At 51.1% G+C, this 21,381-nt stretch carries 19 protein-coding genes; 16 read left to right on the top strand and 3 right to left on the bottom strand.

Going from position 1 to position 21,381, the window contains the following annotated elements; all coding sequences use genetic code 11:
* The first annotated feature begins 167 nt into the window (after positions 1-167).
* From NST69_RS08265 to NST69_RS08285, 5 genes are all read left to right on the top strand, one after another.
* Complete coding sequence (locus NST69_RS08265; protein WP_342550114.1) at positions 168-1,451, top strand: citrate transporter; 1,284 nt, start codon at positions 168-170, stop codon at positions 1,449-1,451.
* Positions 1,452-1,493: 42 nt separating this feature from the next.
* Positions 1,494-3,638, top strand: coding sequence for a hydantoinase/oxoprolinase family protein (locus NST69_RS08270; protein ID WP_342548971.1), 2,145 nt, complete (start codon positions 1,494-1,496; stop codon positions 3,636-3,638).
* Positions 3,639-3,650: 12 nt separating this feature from the next.
* On the top strand, positions 3,651-4,322 hold the full coding sequence (locus NST69_RS08275) for a hypothetical protein (RefSeq protein ID WP_209872614.1): 672 nt from the start codon (positions 3,651-3,653) through the stop codon (positions 4,320-4,322).
* A gap of 102 nt (positions 4,323-4,424) precedes the next feature.
* The gene (locus NST69_RS08280) at positions 4,425-6,236 is read left to right on the top strand and encodes a histidine kinase (RefSeq protein WP_342548972.1); all 1,812 of its coding nucleotides are present in this window, start codon (positions 4,425-4,427) and stop codon (positions 6,234-6,236) included.
* Positions 6,236-7,549, top strand: coding sequence for a sugar ABC transporter substrate-binding protein (locus NST69_RS08285; RefSeq protein WP_342548973.1), 1,314 nt, complete (start codon positions 6,236-6,238; stop codon positions 7,547-7,549). Before NST69_RS08280 ends, NST69_RS08285 begins: the two co-directional genes overlap by 1 nt.
* A gap of 469 nt (positions 7,550-8,018) precedes the next feature.
* On the opposite strand, the gene NST69_RS08290 is transcribed toward NST69_RS08285, so the two are convergent.
* On the bottom strand, positions 8,019-8,684 hold the full coding sequence (locus tag NST69_RS08290) for a hypothetical protein (protein WP_342548974.1): 666 nt from the start codon (positions 8,682-8,684) through the stop codon (positions 8,019-8,021).
* 269 nt (positions 8,685-8,953) lie between these two features.
* On the opposite strand from NST69_RS08290, the gene NST69_RS08295 reads away from it, so the two are divergent.
* From NST69_RS08295 to NST69_RS08325, 7 genes are all read left to right on the top strand, one after another.
* Entirely contained in the window at positions 8,954-10,942 is a 1,989-nt protein-coding gene (locus NST69_RS08295; protein ID WP_342548975.1) for a Na+/H+ antiporter, read from the top strand.
* Between the two features lie 27 nt (positions 10,943-10,969).
* Entirely contained in the window at positions 10,970-11,521 is a 552-nt protein-coding gene (locus tag NST69_RS08300) for a CueP family metal-binding protein (RefSeq protein WP_342550115.1), read from the top strand.
* Positions 11,522-11,706: 185 nt separating this feature from the next.
* Complete coding sequence (locus tag NST69_RS08305; protein WP_342548976.1) at positions 11,707-12,132, top strand: hypothetical protein; 426 nt, start codon at positions 11,707-11,709, stop codon at positions 12,130-12,132.
* Positions 12,133-12,171: 39 nt separating this feature from the next.
* The gene (locus NST69_RS08310; protein ID WP_209872593.1) at positions 12,172-12,606 is read left to right on the top strand and encodes a hypothetical protein; all 435 of its coding nucleotides are present in this window, start codon (positions 12,172-12,174) and stop codon (positions 12,604-12,606) included.
* Positions 12,607-12,725: 119 nt separating this feature from the next.
* Positions 12,726-14,687, top strand: coding sequence for a serine hydrolase domain-containing protein (locus tag NST69_RS08315; RefSeq protein ID WP_342548977.1), 1,962 nt, complete (start codon positions 12,726-12,728; stop codon positions 14,685-14,687).
* Between the two features lie 22 nt (positions 14,688-14,709).
* Positions 14,710-15,387 (top strand): response regulator transcription factor, encoded by a 678-nt coding sequence (locus NST69_RS08320; protein WP_342548978.1) that lies wholly within the window; start codon positions 14,710-14,712, stop codon positions 15,385-15,387.
* Positions 15,384-16,742, top strand: a complete 1,359-nt coding sequence (locus NST69_RS08325; protein WP_342548979.1) for a HAMP domain-containing sensor histidine kinase — start codon at positions 15,384-15,386, stop codon at positions 16,740-16,742. The genes NST69_RS08320 and NST69_RS08325 overlap by 4 nt, the downstream gene beginning before the upstream one ends.
* Here the strand turns inward: NST69_RS08325 and NST69_RS08330 are convergent.
* Both NST69_RS08330 and NST69_RS08335 read right to left on the bottom strand, forming a co-directional pair.
* A complete protein-coding gene (locus NST69_RS08330) occupies positions 16,717-17,334 on the bottom strand; it encodes a TetR/AcrR family transcriptional regulator (RefSeq protein WP_342548980.1) in 618 nt (205 codons plus the stop codon). The genes NST69_RS08325 and NST69_RS08330 overlap by 26 nt on opposite strands.
* Before the next feature lie 46 nt (positions 17,335-17,380).
* Complete coding sequence (locus NST69_RS08335) at positions 17,381-18,571, bottom strand: pectin acetylesterase-family hydrolase (RefSeq protein ID WP_342548981.1); 1,191 nt, start codon at positions 18,569-18,571, stop codon at positions 17,381-17,383.
* Positions 18,572-18,804: 233 nt separating this feature from the next.
* On the opposite strand from NST69_RS08335, the gene NST69_RS08340 reads away from it, so the two are divergent.
* The 4 genes from NST69_RS08340 (at position 18,805) to NST69_RS08355 (ending at position 21,289) form a co-directional block, all read left to right on the top strand.
* Entirely contained in the window at positions 18,805-19,356 is a 552-nt protein-coding gene (locus NST69_RS08340) for a papain-like cysteine protease family protein (protein ID WP_342550116.1), read from the top strand.
* A 40-nt stretch (positions 19,357-19,396) separates the two neighbouring features.
* The gene (locus tag NST69_RS08345) at positions 19,397-20,161 is read left to right on the top strand and encodes a hypothetical protein (protein WP_342548982.1); all 765 of its coding nucleotides are present in this window, start codon (positions 19,397-19,399) and stop codon (positions 20,159-20,161) included.
* A gap of 43 nt (positions 20,162-20,204) precedes the next feature.
* Positions 20,205-20,705 carry a hypothetical protein gene (locus NST69_RS08350; RefSeq protein WP_342548983.1) on the top strand — a complete coding sequence of 167 codons (501 nt, stop codon included), beginning with the start codon at positions 20,205-20,207 and terminating at the stop codon, positions 20,703-20,705.
* A 236-nt stretch (positions 20,706-20,941) separates the two neighbouring features.
* Positions 20,942-21,289: a hypothetical protein gene (locus NST69_RS08355; RefSeq protein WP_342548984.1), complete on the top strand. Its 348-nt coding sequence runs from the start codon at positions 20,942-20,944 to the stop codon at positions 21,287-21,289.
* Positions 21,290-21,381: the final 92 nt, after the last annotated feature.

Raw genomic sequence — 21,381 nt, forward strand, 5'->3', positions numbered from 1 at the left:
TATGTGCAACTAAAGTGGCCAGTTATTAAGCTGTGTGTAGTTTAATTGTAGAAATACATCTAACTGTTGTTGGCTGTTGTTAGCATCTACCCTTGGCTGCAATTAAATAATAATTCTTATAACAACGTATATTCAACAAAAATTTAGGAGGAATTGGTTTGGAAACCGTGCAAATTATCGGAATTCTACTTGTATTCATTGTGTTTGTGGGGCTGATGATGACCCGCAAGCTGACCACACTGCTCGCGCTGCCGATGATGGCGATTCTGCTGGCGGCGATTGCCGGCATCCCGCTCCTGTCTGATAACCCGGACACCTTCACCATCACGAAGGGTGTGCTTGCAGGCGGAGCCATGAAGCTGTCTACCGCCATCGCCGGACTGATCTTCGGCGCCTGGTTCGGCCAGATTCTCAGCAAGGTCGGTATCACGAAGACCATTATCCGCAAGGCAGCGGAGCTGGCGGGAGATAAGCCGCTGGCGATTGCCATTATCTTTTTCCTCGCCGCCTCTGTGATCTTCTCGGCCGCGAACGGACTGGGTATGGTTATTCTGGTCGGGACCATCGCTATCCCTATTATGCTGACAGCCGGACTTAAGCCCTTTGTAAGCGGTCTGGTAGTACTACTGGCCAATGCGGTCGGTGTGGTGTTCAACGTCTCTACCTGGGCGATCTATACCGATGTGCTTAAGGTACCGACGAACACGATTGCTTCTTATTCGCTCGTCTGTGCCGTCCCGCTGATTGTGATTGCCCTGATTATGATCGTCTATTACACCCGCAAAGACGGCAAGGTCCGCCGCGCCTGGGCCATGCCGCTCAAGCCGGAATTCCAGGCTCAGGACAACAAGAATGTAAGAGCGATTGCGCTCATCAGTCCGCTTGTTCCGGTGTTGCTCGTATTTTTCCTGAAGGTGGATATTGTCTCGGCGGTCTTCATGGGGGCGCTGGTCACCCTGCTGCTGGCCACCCCTAAGCGTCCATTCCATGTGTTGTCGAGTGCGCTGGTTGAAGGCATTCAGGATGTAGCCGGTGCGCTGGGTCTGATGATCGGAATCGGGATGCTGCTTAGTGCGGTAACCGCGCCACAGGTGGCCTCGTTAATCCAGCCGCTGATCGAAGTCATTATTCCGACGAATCCGCTAATGTATATTCTCGTCTTCACGCTGCTCTCTCCGCTGGCAATCTACCGGGGGCCGCTCAATGTATGGGGGCTCGGCAGCGGAATTGCGGCACTGATCGTGGCTGGTGGTATGGCCCCTGTGGCAGCGATGCTGGCCCTGCGTATTGTGAGCAATCTGCAGGCTGTCAGTGATCCGACCAACTCGCACAATGTGTGGATCGCCGATTACACGAAGACAGATATTATTGAAACGCTGCGCAAGACGCTGCCATGGATGTTCGTTGCGGTGATGATCTCGATGATTATCGCGGGGATGATTGCCTTTTAGAGACTCTTAGAGACCTAAGCTTCATGGAGAGGAGAACCTGCTATGAGCAATAAACAAATCAGAATCGGCATCGATGTCGGAGGAACCTTCACGGATGCCGTGGCGATAGATAATGAGACCTTTGAGGTGCTGTCCAAGGTCAAAATGCCCACCACGCACCACGATAAACGCGGAGTCGCCAGCGGGATTGTCCAGATCATCCAGCGGATCATGAGCGAGAACGGGATTCTTCCCGGCGATATCAAGTTCATCGCCCACGGGACGACGCAGGCTACTAATGCGCTGCTGGAAGGCGATGTTGCCCGTGTAGGCATCGTGGGGATGGGTACGGGGCTGGATGCCCGCAGTGCCCGCTCAGAGACCAATGTGGCGGATATTGAATTGGCTGCGGGCAAGTATCTTACTACGTATCACAAGTTCATTGACTCCCGGGAACTTACAGCGGAAGCCATTGAAGATGCGATTGACCAGCTGCTGGCCCAGGGCGCAGAGGTCATTGTAGCCTCGGAAGCTTACAGTGTCGATGATCCGGCCAATGAGCTGAGAGTGATGGAAGCGGCACGCAGCCGGGGAGTGTACGCCACCGGCGGACATGAGATCTCCCAGCTCTACGGGCTGAAGACGCGGACCCGCACAGCGGTCGTCAATGCGAGCCTGATCCCGAAGATGATGGAGACGGCCAATATGACCGAGCAGGCGGTCCAAGAAGCGGGAATTACCTCACAGCTCATGATCATGCGCTGTGATGGCGGCGTCATGAGCATCGACGAGGTGCGCAAGCGCCCGATCCTGACGATGTTGTCGGGGCTGGCGGCCGGCGTGGCCGGTGCCCTGATGTATGAGAAGATATCGGACGGCATTTTCTTCGAGGTCGGCGGCACCAGCGTAGATATTTCCGTGATCAAGAACGGTAAGGTCATGATTGAGAACGCCCAGGTCGGCGGACACAAGACCTATCTGCGCTCGCTGGATGTGCGGACGCTGGCCGTTGCCGGAGGCAGCATGATCCAGATCGGCGGGGGCAAGATCACGGATGTCGGCCCGCGCAGTGCGCATATTGCGGGATTGGAATACGAGTGCTTCACCGGAAAGGAGAACCTGGAGCAGCCTGCGATCGGTCTCGTCAGACCGCGCGAAGGAGACCCGGATTATGTTACGGTTCGTAGTAGGGGAGGACAGGAATATGCGCTGACCCTGGCGGGAGCGGCGAATCTGCTGAACCATGTGCCGGAGACGGATTATGCGCGCGGGAATATGGAGAGCACGCGGATCGCCTGGCAGGCGCTGGGTTCTCATCTCGGGATGTCTGCGGAGGAGGCGGCCCGGGCCGCCATGGATATTGCCATCCGCAAGGTGATGGCGGTGGTGAACCAGATGATCAGCGATTATGAGCTGGACACCGGATTCATTACGCTGGTAGGCGGCGGAGGCAGCGGTGCAGTTCTGGTCCCGGCCATGGCTGCGAAGGAAGGCTTCAAGCACCAGATTGCGAACAATGCGCCGTATATCTCCACGATTGGCGTCGGGATGGCGATGGTCCGCGAGCAGATCGAGAAGACGGTCGTGGGTGCCACCGAGCATGATATCAAGCTGATCCGGGCAGAGATTATGGAGAGAATCGTCCAGTCCGGGGCGAACGAATCCACGGTCGATGTCACAATCGAGATCGACTCCCAGCGCAATATTCTGCGGGCGATCGCCACCGGCTCCACGGAGCTGCGCTCGAAGGATCTGGCCAGCCGCGCGGTGCCGGTGAATGAGCTGATGCAGACGGCGGCGGATGCGCTGGGCCAGCCTGCGGAGCAGACGGAGCTGAAGGCAGCCTCCGGCAGATGGTATCTGTTCGAGGCCAGCGAGATCAAGAAGTCGATGTTCGGCCTGGTGAAGAAGAAGCTCAGCCATGTGAGCGTGCTCGACCGTGAGGGAGTGGTCCGCTTCAAGAAGACGAATGCGTATCACCTAGCTTTTCTGAAGAAGAATATGGCTGACAGGTTCGCCTCGTTCCTGGAGGAGAATACGATCTATTCGGATGCAAATGCCACGATCCCCAAGACCTTTGTTTTCTATAAGGAAAAAATGCTCGATTTGACCGGGATGCAGACCAAGGAGCAGCTGTTCTCCATTCTTGAGGTGGAGACAGGGTTGCTCGAGGACAACAGCGAGCTGCTCGCGGTCGTCTACCAGTAGGAGGTGCAGGGGATGATGAAGACAGATGCACGTACACTGCCGGATGATCATGTACTGGGGTATGCCGAACTGAAGAACGACCTGCTGTTCCACCGGATTCCGAGCGGTAAACGGCGTTATTATGTTGAGCGTCCGCTGGCCATCGGGAAGGAGCAGGCTCTGGCGTTCAAAGCCCGCTATGGCACGGATGTCGGAGCCATCTGCAGGGACAGGGGCATCCAGGTGAACCTCAATGAACGGAAAGGCACCATCGGGCAGATCCGCTTCCGCGCCCAGATTGAGCTGTCGGCCAAGGAACGTGTCATTACACTGTACCGGTCCTCCATGGAGGAGTTGCGGCAATGTGCCGGTGTGCTGCTTCCCGGCCGTTCCTTCAGCCTCAGGGAGGTTACCGACATTCATCTCGCCCATGAGCTGTTCCATGATCTGGAGTTCACGGAGCTGGGATACACGAATAAGCGGCTGGATGACATCAGCAGCCTCTCCCTGGGGCCGCTGCGTATCCGGGCGGGCGTAACGAAGACCTCGGAGATCGCTGCGCATGCGTTCAGCCGTTATCTGCTGGACCTGCCCTGCTTGCCGAATCTGCTGGATTACGCGTATATGATTCACAGCGGGACACTGACAGCCGCCGAATTCTGGAGGCAGACGGAGGTCTGGTCAAGCGAGCTTGAGAATAGCTGAGCCGGAATCTCTGAGCCTGGGCAGGGCATGGCGGATAGCTCTGACTTCCATCCCGGATTATGCTATGTTGATGTAGAACCAGAGTTCGGGGAGGCTGTGCGCATGTTACGCATGTTATCCGGTAAAAGATTCAACAGATCCGCTTATGTGCCGCTGCGCACGAAGTTTATCATTTTATTCTGCTTGCTGATCACCATTCCGTTCCTGGTCATCGGCACCATCAGCTATAAGAAATATATTGCCGGAGTAGAACGCAACACGGTAGAACTATCCAATCAGGTCGTCAGCCAGATTAATATTAATCTGGAGCATTATATTAAGGAGCTGGACCGTCTGACGCTTGCGCCGCTGTATGATGAGGATATGATGCAGATTCTCCGCAAGCACAGGTTGCCGGGTTCGGGCGGCACCTATCTGAGCACGGATGAGACGCTGAAGATGAACCTGTTTATCTCTTCGCTGGCTTTTGACCGGGGGGAAATCGAGAGCATCCTGGTGTTCACCAATGACGGCGGAATCTTCAGTAATCTGGACCAGAGTGTGAGGAAGCGGTGGGACCGCAGCATGGCAGAGTGGATGGAGACCGTAGAGCAGGCGGACGGTGGCCTTGCCATTCTTCCGCCGCACAGCGCAACTTACTACACAGAGGCGAAGCAGGGGATCATCTCCGTGGCCAGAGTCATCCGTGAACCGTACACCCATGCCATGCTGGGAATTGTCAAGGTAGATCTGATGCCCCGGGGCTTCGGATCAATTGTCTCGACGGTACGCTCAAGCGGGAGCGGCCTGCTGCAGATTACTGGCAAGGATCAGGTCGTTCTGTACTCCGGGGCCGGCAAGCTTCCCGATTCACGCGAATCTTATATTACTGCCTCTGCGGAATCACCGTACACAGGACTTAAGGTCACCTCGCTGATGCCCCGGGCGCAGCTTCGGGAGGATGCCCGTGAGCTGACAAACTCTACACTGATTGTCTCCATAGTGGCCCTTATGGCGGCTTACGTAGCAGCCATACTGCTGTCGAGCCGCCTGATTAAGCCCATTGCCCATCTTCAGTCGAAGATGAGGCAGGTGAAGCGGGGGCTGTTCCTCGAACGCGCGACGGTCACCACCAGCGATGAAATCGGGCAGCTGACCGAAGGATTCAACACGATGATCGGCGAGATTGACCGTCTGGTCAAGGAGGTCTATGAGACCCGGCTGAAGGAGCGGGAGGCAGAGCTGCTGGCGCTGCAGAGCCAGATTCATCCGCATTTTCTGTACAACACGCTGGAAATGGTGAACATGCTGGCACTTCAGGGCAATACCCGGGAGCTCTCCGGTGTGGTAACCAGTCTCGGCAAGCTGCTGCGTTATACCGTAGGCCACCGGGAACAAATGGTGTATGTGCTGGATGAGGTGAAATTCGTGGAAGCCTATCTGCGTATTCAAGGCATGCGTCTAGGGGACAAGCTGGAGGCCGTGATCCATATTGATTCTTCCTTTGATTCCTGTGTGGTGCCGAAGCTGATTCTGCAGCCGCTGATCGAGAATGTCATTGAGCATGCCATGGGACCGGACAAGCTGTGCCTTACCTTGACCGCCTCTGTAGAAGAAGAGGATCTGATTCTGTCGGTTAGGGATAATGGCCTCGGCATCACCCGCGCACGGATGCTGGAGCTTGAAGAACAGCTATATGGCCGTCAGCCCCGGGCCGCAGCCGATGCGGAGCAAGGAGGCTTTGGCCGGATACTCAAGGGGTTCGCGCTGCGAAATGTCCATCAGCGGCTGCGGCTTCTCTACGGGGAGCCTTACGGCCTGACACTGGATAATACGGCAGAGCAGGGCGTAACGGTCTCGCTGCGCCTGCCGATGAACTGGGAGGCGATGAATGATGCCGGACCCGCAGGGGACAGGCAAGGAGGAGAGGAATAATGCGGATTAGGCTGTTAGCGCTTATCGCTGCGGTATTGCTGGCTGGGGGCTGTTCTTCGGATGCCGGAAACGGCGCGCCCGGCGGGTTAGCCGGGGAGGGAGAAGTGGAGAGCGGGACGGCTGCTGCGCAGGCACCCGTGAAGCTGAAGTTCAGTATCTGGGGCAATGATGCACAGAAGGCGATGGTGGAGGAGCTTATAGCTGAATTTGAACAGCTTCATTCCGGGATCGAGGTCGAGATTATGATGATTCCCTTTGCGGATTATCAGCAGAAGCTGTCAATCATGCTGGCCTCCCGCACCGCGCCGGATGCCGGCTGGCTGGCGGAGCGGATGATCCCGCAGCTGCTTGAATCAGGCCAACTGGCTGATATTGCCGCAGCGGTTCAGGATGACTCTGACTACCGGTATGCGGATATTTATCCGTCTACCCTTGATATTTTTAAGCGGGGAGACCAGTTATATGGCATCCCGTTCTCCACGCCCCCGGTGCTGATTTATTACAATAAGGATCTGTTCCAGGCCCGTGGACTGAAGACGCCAACGGAGCTGTATGAGGAAGGACAGTGGAACTACGATGAATTCCTCAAGGCGGCGCGAAGCCTTACCGACCCGCAGCGAGGCATCTACGGCGTGAAGCTGGTCCGCGATTGGAACAACTGGTCGGACGCACTGCTGCCGCTGTTCTGGTCGCATGGAGCGGAGCTGTTCGACAGCGGCGGAGCATCATTTGCACTCAATTCACCCGCAGGGAAGGAAGCGCTCCAGCTCTACAGTGACATGATGTTCAAGAGCAAGGTGCACCCGCTGCCCGGGGATGAGATTGCCTTCGACAGCGGCCGGCTTGGAATGTATACGGACCGTTACAGCTATACTTCCAAGGCCCGCGCGGTTAGCGATTTTTCCTGGGACATCGCTCCGATGCCGTCAGGCATTAAGGGGACAGGGACCTCCCTCGGTTATGCGGGAGTATCTGTTTTCGAGACCAGTCATCCGGCAGAGGCTGCAGAATTCCTCAAGTTCATCACCAGTGCAGAGTCTATGAGCATCACCGCGCAATATTTTGTCCCGTCACGCAAGTCTGTTCTGGAATCCGATGTCTTCCTGCGGGCAGCATCCAAGCCTTCACCGGAGAGCATCCAGCGGGCGGTGCTCGATCAGATCGCCACGGCGCGGATCGCGCCAGGACATAAGAACTGGCAGCAGATTGATACGAAGATCCAGCTGCTCATGGACGGTCTCTACACGCAAACGTCCACCGTTGACGAGTTGCTCGAACAAATGGAACAGGAAGTTACCCCGCTTATGAAATAAGCGGGGTGTTCCTCTGTAATTGTGTTCACCTGCTGAGTCATTTTGCTGAACTGTACATTGAGCCGTCCCCTGAGCCATCCGCTGTGCTATTCGCTGACCAACCGCTGACCATCCGCTGAACTGTACATTGAGCCATCCCCTGCTGATTTGGAAGTGGAGGCGGCAGCGCAATTACAATTCCTGCACATAATGCAACATTGCCTCTCATTAAGGGGCCATAATCAGAAAATGTTGCACAAAAAGCAGGAATACTCCGCATTTAAGGAACTTCACGTTAAGATTCCTGCATTTCCTGCAACAATTCTCCCGCACACCCCAGTATCTAGATAGCCAAGTTGCAATATCTGCAACATTATTAAGGCTGCTAGACTGTCAACCCGCTACAATCCCCGCCAAATTGCATACTGAGGATTTACTCATAAGGCTTACCTATGTTCAGAGCGGTTCACTCAAGGCTAGTCATCAGTACTTACTGATGCAAATCAGGTAATCCCTGCACGGGCTCATAGTAGCAAATGTATCTGTTTAGCATGATAGGGCGCAGCAGTCCTTTATGGACCAGCTCCTGCAGTTGTTTGCGAGCCGTCCGAAAGCTTACGTTGTATTGAAGCATCACATCTTTGGGCCGTAACCCCTTTTTTTGACTCAAGGAGAGTCTGACAATCTCTCTTTCCCTCGGTGAAAGTGAGGGTCCTGACTGAACACGGAGTAAAGAAGGGGAAATGACCATTTGCAGCAGCATACGGCAGATTTCCGGACGATTCTGCACATCATCGAAGGAGAAATGTATAATCCTCCAGCCCAGTCCGTTCAGATAATTCTCCCGATTCAGTGAGTAGCTGAACCTTTCGCGGTCCATATCCTTCACATGGCTCTGATAACCATCACATTCCAGGCCGAATTTTCCGTACGACGGAAGAAATGCAAAATCCAGAAATTGCGATTTACGGTTCCAGTCGTAGACCTCATACTCCGGATGCAGATCATCCAGATTGCCAAACAGCGGCCACCAGACATTACGCAGCAGCAGCTTCTCTGCATACTGATGCCCCCGTGACAGCCGGCCTCTGCGCTCTCCTGTTCTGATCGACAAATGATGGTCCAAGAGCAGCTGATGCGCTTTTTCAAAATCCATTTCCATTCCCTCCATCTCTCCTTTACGCAAAAAAAAGAACGCCCCTCTGCCAGCGATGGCTTGGGACGTTCTTCGTCTGAGCTAATTATACGCTGACACCTGGACGGGAGGCAATAAATGGTTTATCGATGTCCGTAGATTAACCGTTTGTTTGTAATCTATAGCAGCCACCAAGAGGATATTTCACCGCAGATCGTTTATACTGAGTTTACATACATAACGTAATTTAGTATCTGCACACGCAAGTGCAGAGATGGAGGTTTGTCCGATTGGAATTATTTGAGTATATTTTGTTGATGCTGGCAGCCGTGTCACTGTCTAATCTGGTGAACCGGTTTATCCCCTCGCTCTCCGTGCCGATCATTCAGATCGCGCTGGGTATGGCCTTGACCTGGCTGCCCCTGCATTTCGAGCTGGAGTTGAACCCGGAGCTGTTCCTGCTATTATTCATTGCTCCCTTGCTGTTCAATGACGGCAGGCTTGCCGATAAAGTGGCCTTATGGAAGCTGAAAAAGCCGATATTGCTGCTGGCGCTGGGGCTGGTTTTTCTAACGGTAGGGGTGCTGGGATATTTCCTGCACTGGCTGTTGCCGGTATTGCCCCTGGCGGCTGCGTTTGCGCTGGCTGCGGCACTGGCCCCTACGGATGCGATCGCTGTAGGCGCTTTGGAGCAAAAAGTAAAAATCCCCCATCAGACGATGCAAATTCTCGAAGGAGAATCTTTGATTAACGACGCGTCGGGTCTGGTGTCCTTTCAATTTGCAGTCGCAGCTATGGTTACAGGCGCATTCTCTTTCAAAACGGCCAGTCTGAGCTTTATTGGCATCTCGCTAGGCGGTGTGGTGCTGGGTCTTGTGCTTACGCTCATTAAATACGGGATCGTGCGGTGGCTGCGCAGGCTCGGGATGGAGAATGTCACGCTACATATGCTGATTGAGATTCTGACACCCTTTGCAATTTTCATGGCCGCTGAGGAGCTGGGAGTCAATGGAATTCTGGCAGTGGTCAGTGCAGGGATCGCCCATTCCTTCGGGTACAAGCAGATGAATCCTGAAGTAGCCAAGCTGAGTATCGTGTCCAAAAGCACCTGGGCCGTCATCATCTTCGTCCTGAACGGCCTGGTCTTCCTGCTGCTGGGTACCCAACTGCCGGAGATTATTCAGACGGTCTGGAACAACCCGGATATAGGGAATGTCCAGGTTATCCTTTATACCCTGCTATTAACCGCTGCTGTCCTCGGTCTGAGGCTGATCTGGATGCTGGTCATGGATATTCCCGAAGGGGAGGAGGCGCGCGGACCCTGGAAGCTGGAATTCAAAAAGGCGCTCATTCTCACACTGTCGGGGGTTCGAGGTACGATTACCCTGGCGAGTACGATGTCACTGCCGTTTTTCCTGGATGACGGCTCCTACTTTCCGGCGAGAGACCTGATTATTTTCCTGGCGGCGGGTGTCATTCTATGGACTCTGCTGGCGTCTAACTTTCTGCTGCCGCTGTTGCTTGGCTCAGATCATGAAGCAGAGCACAATGCCGAGGAGGCCGAGGCCAAAATCGAAATTCTGCGCAGTGTGGTTGCGGGCTTAAATGAGCAGGCTACAGATCAGTCCCGCCTCGCCTTGAATCATCTAACCGGGATCTATAACGCAAGAATCCGCCTGCTGAAGAAGAATGAAGACGCTGAGGAAATGGAACGTAAGCTTGGGGTGACAGCACTCAAGTGGCAGCGGGAATACACTATGCTTGCGCTCAAGCAGCATGAAGTGAACCCGTATACGGCATACCGCTATCTGAACCGCCTGAACCGGCAGCTGTTCATATACACCCGTGATCCGCAGTACAAGAATGATCTGATTCCGTTCAAAAGCTGGGAAGAAATCACAGGTGTCATTCAGCAGGTCCGCTTAAGCGCGCAGGAGCGGCGTGAGGAATCAAACCGGCTGCAGGCCGGGATTTTCGCTTATGTTCTTGAGCGGCTGAGAGAGCTGCAGACTACGGGAGAGATGGAGCCTGAAGTAATTAGCGCCCTGATTCTGCGCTATGAGCGGGGAAGAATGCGGTTAACCCGTCCAGAGTCCATCTCCTCCACGAAACGGGAGTTCGAAGAATCGCTGCAGGAATTGTCGAGAGCAGGCATTCAGCTCGAACGTGACCACATTCAGCTGATGTTCGAGGCTGGACGGATCTCCAGAGCTAGCATGAAGGAAATGAAACGTGATATTCTGTTCATGGAGCATGATCTGCGGGAAGAAATGGGCTGAATGCCATCTATAAGGAGCTGAATCTATATCGTGAACAATAAAATAGTAGCAGGTGCCTGTGCGGTTATTGCAGCGCTGGGAATCTACCTGTACGCGGGAAGCGGGGGAGCGAAAACAACGGAGGTTGCTACAACTCCGGGCAGCAGCCAGGACATCAAGCAAATGGTGGCTGACTTCAGCTCACGTACCTTGACGGCGGAGTCCGCTTCGATTACCTCGACCCAGCTGATTGTGGACAGCGGCGGTTCTAACGAAGCAGTCTATGGGCTGCCGGAGGATGAGTTCTTCCTGTCGGTTGCCCCTTATGTGCAGAATACACATCCCTGTGCCACCCACAGCCTGACCGGCTGCCAGGGAGAGATGGCCGGCCAATCCTTCGGGGTAACAATCGAAGATGCGGACGGTAAGGAGATCATGAACGAGACCGTCAAGTCCCAGCCGAACGGCTTCATCGACCTATGGCTGCCGCGTGATCAGAACTATAAGATGACCATTACTCATGAAGGTAAGCAGGCTCAGTCTGAGATTTCCACTTTTGAGAGTGATGATACCTGCCTTACGAGTATGCAATTAAGTTAAAAGTATAGCAATCCTGATTCTGTCTGTACCATCTCGTTTGTAAGAAGAATAATAAAAATATTGAATGAGTTGGGGCCGTATCTGTATACGGCTCCTTTTTTGATGTTCTTTGATATACATAAATCAAGCGGAGAATCCGATATTCGGTGTAAAAGGAAAATATATATAATCTCGGGGGAGATAAGTTGAGTGAGCGGATGATTATTAGGATTAAAGGACTAGCGCAGGTTGCAGTGGTGGGTATAATTCATTTGCTGATTATTAGCTTTTTGAATTTAAAAAAGGGTGCGTGGGAGGAAGTAGGGGGTCTGCAAATTGCATTGACATATTGCGCTCCGGTTTTTTTGTTGTATGCAACTTGTATGAGGTCGTTGAAAACGAAGAAGATCAGGTATAATCTGGTTTGGCTATTGACCAGTCTGCTTCCCAGTGCGGCCATACTTTTTAAAATAAAAGAAATTACAGGTGCGGAGCCGAGCGAACCTGTATTTATAGAATTCCATTTTGAACAGGGTTATTGGGAATTGATGTTTTTCTTCCCCATTATCTATTCAGTTATCCAGTTACTCCTTTGGGCCTCAATGTGGTTTATGATATTATCCAAAGAATAATCATTTTGCCTCATACAATGTTAGCAAGGAGGAAAGAGAATGGGGAAATTCATAAAGCCAATATACCAAGCCGTTCTTTATATGTTAGCAGCAATTGCAGTACATCTGATTTTAATCTATTTTCTTGAGATAAGAATTGAGGGATGGGCAACAGGAATAATAATATTACTTTGCAAAACCTACTTCCTGCCCTTATGCATGTGTTTTATTAATTCTTTATTGTTTATTAGGGCTAATAAGAGAGAGGAGCAAATCACCTGGTTTTTATTTACGGTCATTCCAAGCAGTTTACTCTTATTTCTTTTCGTGGAATTGCAAGGTATTGAACCCAGAGGCTATGCTGTAGTTTCCTTTGAGCTTTTCCGAAAATATCAGTTTGAAATGCTTTATTTGTTTCCGCTGGGTATATTAATAATCCAATTTCTTATGACTTTATATTATTTAATCAGTGTAAGGGTATGGAAAAGAAATTAATCGTTACATAACGATTAGAAGTTCTGTTAACGTTCCATTCACACTACTCTGATAATCTCTAGAAGTGTTAGGGAGATTGGCCCTAACCTTAAATATAGAAGATGATGCGGAGGGTAATAATGTTGATATTTATGAAAAAAAGGCTGATCGCTGCTCTGGCAATATTGGCTGTGATGGGATTAAGTGCGAGCCTTATATTTCCCGGGAAACATGCCAGTGCGGAGACAGGGCAAGCCGCTTCACCGGGTTCCCGGATTGAAGCGCCTGCCAATCTTGAGGATACGGCAAGTCTGACATCCTTCGTGGATGGAATGATGGAAGAGTATATGAACCGGCTGCAAATTCCGGGAGCGGTGATCTCCATCGTCAAGGATGGCAAAATCATTCTGGGCAAGGGGTATGGCAGTTCCAATCTGGAGCAAGCGGCTCCGGTTGACCCTGCAACCAGCATGTTCCGAATCGCTTCAACGACCAAGCTGTTCACCTGGACAGCAGTGATGCAGCTGGTGGAACAGGGCAAGATTGATCTGGACACGGACATTAATACCTACCTGAAATCCGTGAAGATTCCTGCTACTTATCCTGAACCCATCACCATGCGTCATTTGATGACCCATACTGCAGGCTTTGAAGAGGGCGGAGTCGGTTATCAGATCGTCACTGATCCTGCCCGATTGCCCGGTTCCATCTCGGAGACACTTAATAAACATATGCTGGCACGGATCAGACCGCCAGGTGAGATGAGTGCCTATTCTAATTATGGAGCAACGCTTGCAGGTATGATCGTGGAGGATGTCAGCGGTATTCCTTATAATGATTATATTCAGAAGTATATCTTCGATCCGCTGGACATGAAGCATTCAACGGTCGTGGAGCCTTTGCCGGAGTCATTCATCCCTAACCAGGTGGTAGGGTATAATAGCGGGAACGGCAGCTTTATTCCGGGCACACCTACCTTCGAGGGCGGATTTCGTCCTGCCGGCTCGGGTACTGTATCTGCAATAGACATGGCACATTTCATGATCGCCCATCTGCAGAACGGGAAATATGGCACCGGGCAGATTCTGAAGCCTGAGACGGCTGCATTGATGCATTCAACGGCATTCCAGCTCGATAAGCGCCTGCCGGGAGTAGCTCTCGGATTCGCAGAGAAGCGGGTGAACGGGGTGAGAATAATCTCTCATGGCGGCTCCGATCCCATGTTTAATACGGAATTGTATCTCGCACCTGCCAAGCAACTGGGGATTTTCTTATCCTACAATGGCGGTCAAGGCAGCGAAGCTGCGACCCATCTGGTCCAGGCCTTGTTCAACAAGTACTATCCCGCTCCTGAAGTGAAGCAGCCGGAGTTCTCCGCTTCCGCGGAATCCGTACAGAAATATGCCGGCTCCTATCAATTTACACGCCGTAACATAAGCGATATTGACAAGTTCTTTAACTTTTTTGCCCAGCTGAATGTTACGATTGTGGATAACAAGATATCCTTGGGAAGCGGTAGTGAACAACAGCTGTACAGAGCAGTCGCTCCTAACCTGTTCCAGCTGGAGGAAGGGACCGACCAGATCGGCTTCCTGACGGATGAGTCCGGCGCAGTGACACATATGCTCCTGGACATGGCTCCGGAGATGCCGCTGGAGCGTACGCCGCTTTTGGATCAAAGTAAGTTTTGGCTTATCCTGCTTGGTGTCTTGGGATTCATTTTCCTCACGGCATTGCCCGGACCTATCTTCTTCAGACGCAGGTTCAAGGCGATGACGCTCCCCGAAAAGCGGGCCATCCGATTATCTGCGGGAACTGCCGTTTGGGCGCTGTTGTCTTTTATTACTCTGTTTATGGTTATTATGTCCATGGACATTATGCAGAAGCTCAGCAGTATCAGCCCTTTACTGTCTGTCAGCTTGGTTATGCCAATCATTATGGCGGGCTTGACCTTAGCAATGCTGGTCTCAGCTATACTGGTATGGAAAAATAAATATTGGACCGCCCTCAGGCGGGTGCATTACACCTTAGTGATGCTGTCTGCTGCCCAACTGACGTTCTTCTTCTACTATTGGAATCTGCTCGGCTGGCAGTTTGGATAACGCTTAAGAGAGAAGGATGATCGTGGCTACTATACTGATCGCGGATGATGATGACAATATCCGGAAGCTGATGTCTCTATATCTGCGCAAAGAAGGGTTCGACCTCGAAGAAGCCGGGGATGGAACCAAGGCGATGTCCACCATTGAGAACTCGCATGTCGATCTTGTGATTCTGGATATTATGATGCCGGGACTGAACGGCTGGGAGCTGTGCCGGGAAATCCGGCGTACGGATGCCAACCTGCCCCTTCTCATGGTAACGGCCAAAGCGGAATCGGCCCATAAAGTGAAAGGATTTCAGCTCGGAACGGACGATTATCTGACCAAGCCCTTTGATCCGGTTGAGCTGGTCATGCGGGTAAAAGCACTGCTCAAACGCTCACTGGTTGTCACTTCCCAGTCCGTACAGCTTGGCAATGTGGTGCTTAACCGCCGGACTTTTCAGGTTACACGCGGTGGAATGCCGGTCACGTTACCTTTGAAGGAATTTGATCTTCTGTTTTTGCTGGTCAGCCACCCCAGGCAGATCTTCACCAGAGAACAGCTGATCCAGCAAATCTGGGGTTTGAATTATGAAGGGGACGGCCGGACTGTGGATGTGCATGTCAGCCGGCTGAGAGAGAAGTTCAGCGGCAATGGCGAGGGTTTTCATATCGAAACTGCCCGCGGTCTGGGCTACCGCCTGATCCCTGAGTCATGATCAAGACACTGTATGTTCGGGTCATTCTCACATTTCTCGGCATTATTGTCTTTAGTCTGATCTGTTCCTTTTTCATCGGCTTGTATGTATTTCAGAAGCAAATAAGCTATGAGGGACAGAACGAGATGATTACAGTGGGCAGGGAGATCATTCACCGCTATGATGATGCCAGGCCTGAAGATACGGATGAGTTCCTGAATAGTATGGTTAAGGTATCGGCGCATCCTATCCATTTGTACGACCAGTCGGGGGAACATACTTTCTATGGGCTCGCGGATAGTCCGGCTGTTACCATCAGTCCCGGGGCTGTCCGGCAAGTGTTGCAGGGGAAGGTCTATCGTTCTTCCACGGAAGATAATGATACGTTCATTGGAATGCCCTTTATGCTCAAGGGGGAGTGGCGTGCGATGTTCCTGCAGTACTCAGCCGAGAACGAACATATCGTCAACCGTCTGGTACTCTTTGTGCTGCTGCTCGTGCTGTTGCTGGGAAGTGTAAGCATTCTTATTGCTGCCAGATACCTGGTGGAGCCGATTAAGGCTTTGACGAATGCCACCCGAAGACTGGCCAAAGGTGATTTCGAAGTGGATCTCAGAATGAACCGTGTAGACGAGATCGGAGAGCTGACACAGAGCTATGTGGAGATGGCGGGAGAACTGAAGCAGCTGGAGCAGATGAGGCAGGATTTCGTCTCTAATGTCTCCCATGAAATCCAGACACCGCTTACCTCCATTTCGGGTTTTGCCAAGGCGCTGCAGAACAATGATTTGATTGCGGAAGAGGAGCGTAAGGACTATCTGGATATCATCATTGCGGAGAGTGGACGTCTGTCACGGCTGAGTGATAATCTGCTGAAGCTGGCTTCTCTGGATTCCGAGCATCACCCCTTCTCGGCAGTCTCCTTCCGGCTTGATGAGCAGATTAGAACCATCGTGGTGACCTGTGAGCCGCAATGGTCAGCCCGAAGCATCGTTATCGATCTGGAGCTGCCGGAAGCGGTCTATATCAATGGCGATGAAGATCAGCTGAAGCAGGTGTGGATGAATCTGCTGGGCAACAGCATCAAGTTCACGCCTGAAGGCGGAAAGATCCGCATCCGTATAGATCACAGTGCAGCAGAAGTTGCGGTCATGATCAGCGATAATGGCATCGGGATCTCCCCGGAAGAGTGGGGTGCCGTATTCCAAAGATTCTATACCATAGACAAGTCGCGGAATGGAAGTAATAACGGGAACGGTCTGGGACTGGCAATTGTCTCAAAAATCGTCTCCCTGCATCAGGGCAGTATTGAGCTGGACGGTGCGGTAAAAGAGGGAACAACGATTATCGTCAGGTTGCCCGCACGCCAGCCATAATGAAATCCTTGAATTGCCGGTCCGCTGCCCGGTCTTCCTCCGTAACGGAACCGCCCCGCTGATGAGACAGAATTACGGATTTTTGTAAATACATGAAATACAGGTGGGTGGACTTCTGCAGAAGATCCAGCCACTTTTTTTGATACTCTGGAGCCACCGCTGCTGTCTCAAGGTTGATGTACCGGGAATACCAGACCTCCATAGCTCTCTTGAAATCAGGCAGCTCCGCCGGATCCTTGGACAGGGTGCTATAATACACTCCAAAAATAGCATCATAATAGATCAGTGCCTCGTGATGATCTTTTAATGCCAGATATTGATCCAGAATCTTCTCCAGGGAGGAAACAGGCCGGGCAAAATCGAAATCAAACAGCAGCCTGCCAAACATCCGTTCCAGATTATCCACATAGAGCTTAGCGGCTAAATCTTCCTTGTCCTTATAATGAAGGTACAACGTGCGGCGGGAGACACCGGCTTGTCCGGCGATCTGTGCCATATCCGTGCGTTCGATCCCCTGAGTACAGAATAGGCCCAGCGCGGCCTCCTTAATGAGCTCTTTGGTCATTTGCATTTGCTTTTCACGTAAATTCAATGATCTTCTCTCCTATCTTCCTGCGAAAATACCGCTGCTGCAAAAGCTACTCCTGAGCAGGTGCTGTTGTCCCCAAGAACTCGCTGCCTACCGAATAGCGCTTCTGCTGATTGACCGCATCCCCCAGCCACTTCACAAGCTTCACACCATCCTGCTCCGCCTGATAGAAGGTCTCCCGGGTGGAAAAAGTGTGCGGAGTTGTCCAGTTCTCAGCGTTCAGCCCGTAATCCGTCAGATAGTAATAATAATTAGGAACCGTTGCCGCTAGAGCAGCTACTGATTGCCGCATTTCCTCTGACCACTCCTTAATGAGTTTCTGGTCCCGTGGCCCGTTGTAATCGTTAATCTTGTTCTGAAAGTGGATCAGGATCTCATCATATACCGAGTAGGCTTGTAAAAGCACCGTACCTGCAGGCAGCAGCCGGCCATTCGCGCGAAAAGCAGCCCCGATGATATCTGCCTCCGGCGCATACCCGAAGGTTGCAGTGAAATCCGAGTCCCATTCCTGCTTCATCACCTGCGGCCACTTGTCTGACTTCAGGAAGGAGCTGTCTGCATATTGGAAAATCTCAGAATCGCGGTAATGTGAAGCAATCTCGGGTGCCCAGAAGGCGGACCCGAATCCCCCGGCGCTCTCGCCTGCAATCAGCAGCTTATCGGGCTTAGCCACGTTCGCATAGATCCAGTCAAGGCTGCTGCGCACATTAGTACGCCCGTTATACCGCATGGTGAAGGTGCTCCCGTCCTCACGCGAATACGTAGCGGCGCGGTTACCAATGTGGAAGTCACCTGTGGAATAAGGGAGGTAGACCACATTCCAGCCGTGAAAAGGATTATCCGGTTTGTCCGTATCCATCATCCCGCCCAGCAAAGTCAGCATATAGAACGGAATGTCAGCGAAATAGTTGCCTGTATCCCCGCCTTTAATAAAGTTCATAATTTTAATGGGGTGGGCAGCGCTCCGGGCATCCCAGCTGACCCCGCCGCCGGAAAAGAAGATGATCCAGTTGTTGCTCTCACCGCTCTTAGTCCAGATGAAATACTCCGATCCATCACTGGAAAGAATATTCCCGCCCAGCTTCACCTTATTCCACTCGTAAGGCTTCGCTTCTGCGATTACGGGGGTAGTGGTCACCGGCCGCTGGATTACGAAGGCGTAGACCGCAACAATGGCTATGACAACAACGCTCAACAATCCAATACCTGTAAATATCGTGATTTTCTTCATTCTGCTCATCTCATCGCCCCTTTACTAGAAGTATACGTCTAGTTAACTGATTGCACAAGGTGTATACTTAAATCTGATGAGACAAGCTGAAAATAAGCTTTTGGCGGACTGTTAAATCTATGATTATCAATATAAAAGCTTTAATTTAGATATTCCAAATATAGTATTTTATGATAGTATTATCTACAGTTCTGTCGGCCGATAGATCAATACTCCAAGAGGGATTTGAAAAAGTGAAAAAAATGAAATTGAAATCGCTGTCAATTCTGTTTAGTTCGATAATCTCCGCTTCTCTATTGGCAGGCAGCGTATACGCCGCTTCTGGAGCCCGTATTCATGACGTAACCTCCCAAGTACAACAGGGCAGCTATCTGTGCTGGGCGGCAGTATCCAGCATGGCTGGACAATATCTGGGGAAATCCAGCGCCACCCAGCAAAATATAGTGAAGGCTGCAAAGGGCATATACATGGACACGGCCGGGACGGTCTACGATGCCCAGGCAGGACTTGCCGCCTATGGCGTAAGCTCATCTGCATCACTAAGTGTGCCGTCGTACAATAGTTTAGTCAGCAATATAGATAATTACTCCAATGTTCTTGCGTTCACGAGCAAGGCTGGCTCGAGTATTGGCCATGCCTTTGTAGTTAAAGGGTATTACTACAACACCACTAACAATATTCAGAACTTATATTATATTGATCCGGCAGATGGTTCGAGCAACGTTCAAGGCTATTCTACGTTCAAGAGCAATTCTACTTATAAGTGGGTTAATACAGTAAACAATATTAATTGAAATTAATGATCTAATACAAACAACAATTGGAGGGCTTTTTTTGAAAATTCGTGCGTTGCTATTAACCGCTGTCCTGGCTCTATCACTGGCTGGAAATACGGCATATGCCGATTATGGTCTTGAGAAGGCTGGGGCAGAGATCAAAGGGGCCATTGAGCAGGAATATAAAGAGTATTATGCGGATAGCCTTGAAGCCCAGAAGGATAACTTTCATGGTACGGGCAAAACAAGCTTTCATGAGGCCACTCTGGGGGAAGGAATCCCCTATTACCAGTTGAATGTCCATGACAACTCCATTTCACATGAAATGGCAGGTTATAAATTTCCTCTTTATCTGGAAGAGGCCCAGGTTGGAGTGATCGAAGCTACACTGGAGTCAGGAGCATGGACCATCTATAACATCAGTAATCATAATGATTTTGACAACACCGTGAAGCGGCTGGAAGCAGAGTATGCCGGAAAGGGCACTGTAGAGCTTATTGACGACAAACGCTACGAGCTGGATTATCTCTATATAAACAATGAGGTTAACGAGACCTATATTGATTTAACGAATGAGCAGAATATCAGTCCTTCAGAGGTTAGGGATGCGGTTAGCGAATCGGCAGATGCCTTGAATTCTATGAACCGCAATTCCAATGAAGGGGCAATCCTGGTGGGTGGTGGCCATCATGCCGCTTCTTCTGACGGAGGGCATAACTCTTTAATTACAGCTATCGTCCTGTTCGGACTATCTCTTGTCTTTGCTGTCCCGCTTGTAATCTCCGCTGTCCAGAGAAGAAGAGCCTCAGACGTATTGCAATGAGATTGGGACGAAACGAATGAACCGGCTCATAGGATTATTCCTAATGCTTAGCCTGGCACTGCTGGCCATAATGGGATGCAGCAACAAGGGGGGCGCTCCCGAAGGTGAGACTGACGAGCAAATCGCCGCCAGATATGTTGAGACTCTTGGTTACAGTATCGTTGACCCTGCAGGAGAAGTTGCCCAATACACATTGGATCAGACCATGCTTGAGAATCTGGATTACATGCAGCTCTGGTCGGTGCAGAAGCAAGAACCTGATGCCTATTTTGGCAAAAAAATCATAACTTACCGATTCCTCGTAGAGAATCATCCCCTGGAACAGCAATATCCCCCGGACGAATACAGGATTGCCGTAAATGTCATGCTTGCAGATCATGAGGTCATAGGCGGAACCTCGGGTCCGCTAAGCATAATCAAGAATCTCATCGTGGCCGGCGGAGAGTACTCCATCGAAGGGAAGACGCTGAAGGAGATCAAAGGGCTGGATTATTCGCAGTGGCTGGAGCATTGGAAGGAGAGCTATGGGACTGAAGTGAAGTGAAGATAGTAAAAAGGATGTTAAGAGTGTGCATACACTCTTAACATCCTTTTTAAGTTAATGTATTAACGAGTTCCACCTCAGCAATCTCTTGAACTGTATAGAAATCATTTGATTGAAAAGCTTTACTCAAGGCCGGAGTGAATTTAATATGGCGGTTTTTATGACTTCCTTGTTTAAATTACGATATAATTATCCCTAAGATTACCAGTGGAATGATAAGAACCTGGAGGGATTGTATGACACTATCCAAATGCCTCAAGTTTTCAGTGACATTGTTATTTCTCTTAATGTTCAGTACAGCCTGCCAAAGTAATAAGGAGCTAGGAACAAGCGGCTATATTTCGTTAAATGAATTAGAGAGCTTAGCGGACAAGGGAGCTGCACTGAATTGGAGCGATTTTGACAAGTATCCGTATGAGGATATCGGTTCAGGAGTGTATATAAGAAGGTACCCCATCGAAGGGGAACAACAGCTGTTAGTTAGAGGGAAAAGCCTGGAAAAACCGCCTGAGCAAATTTCTATTGTGGATCAAAAGGGTGAGGAGCAGGATGTGCTGCTATGTGTCAATCTAACGTGCAGATAAGTGAAACGACAACGTTGATCTAACGTATGAACTGTATTCAACTTTATCCCATATTGCTCATACGGAGGTGAACCTGGCTGGAGCATTTTTAT

Origin of the sequence: Paenibacillus sp. FSL P2-0089 (assembly GCF_038595095.1) — a bacterium.
Taxonomy (GTDB): Bacteria; Bacillota; Bacilli; order Paenibacillales; family Paenibacillaceae; genus Paenibacillus_AQ; species Paenibacillus_AQ silagei.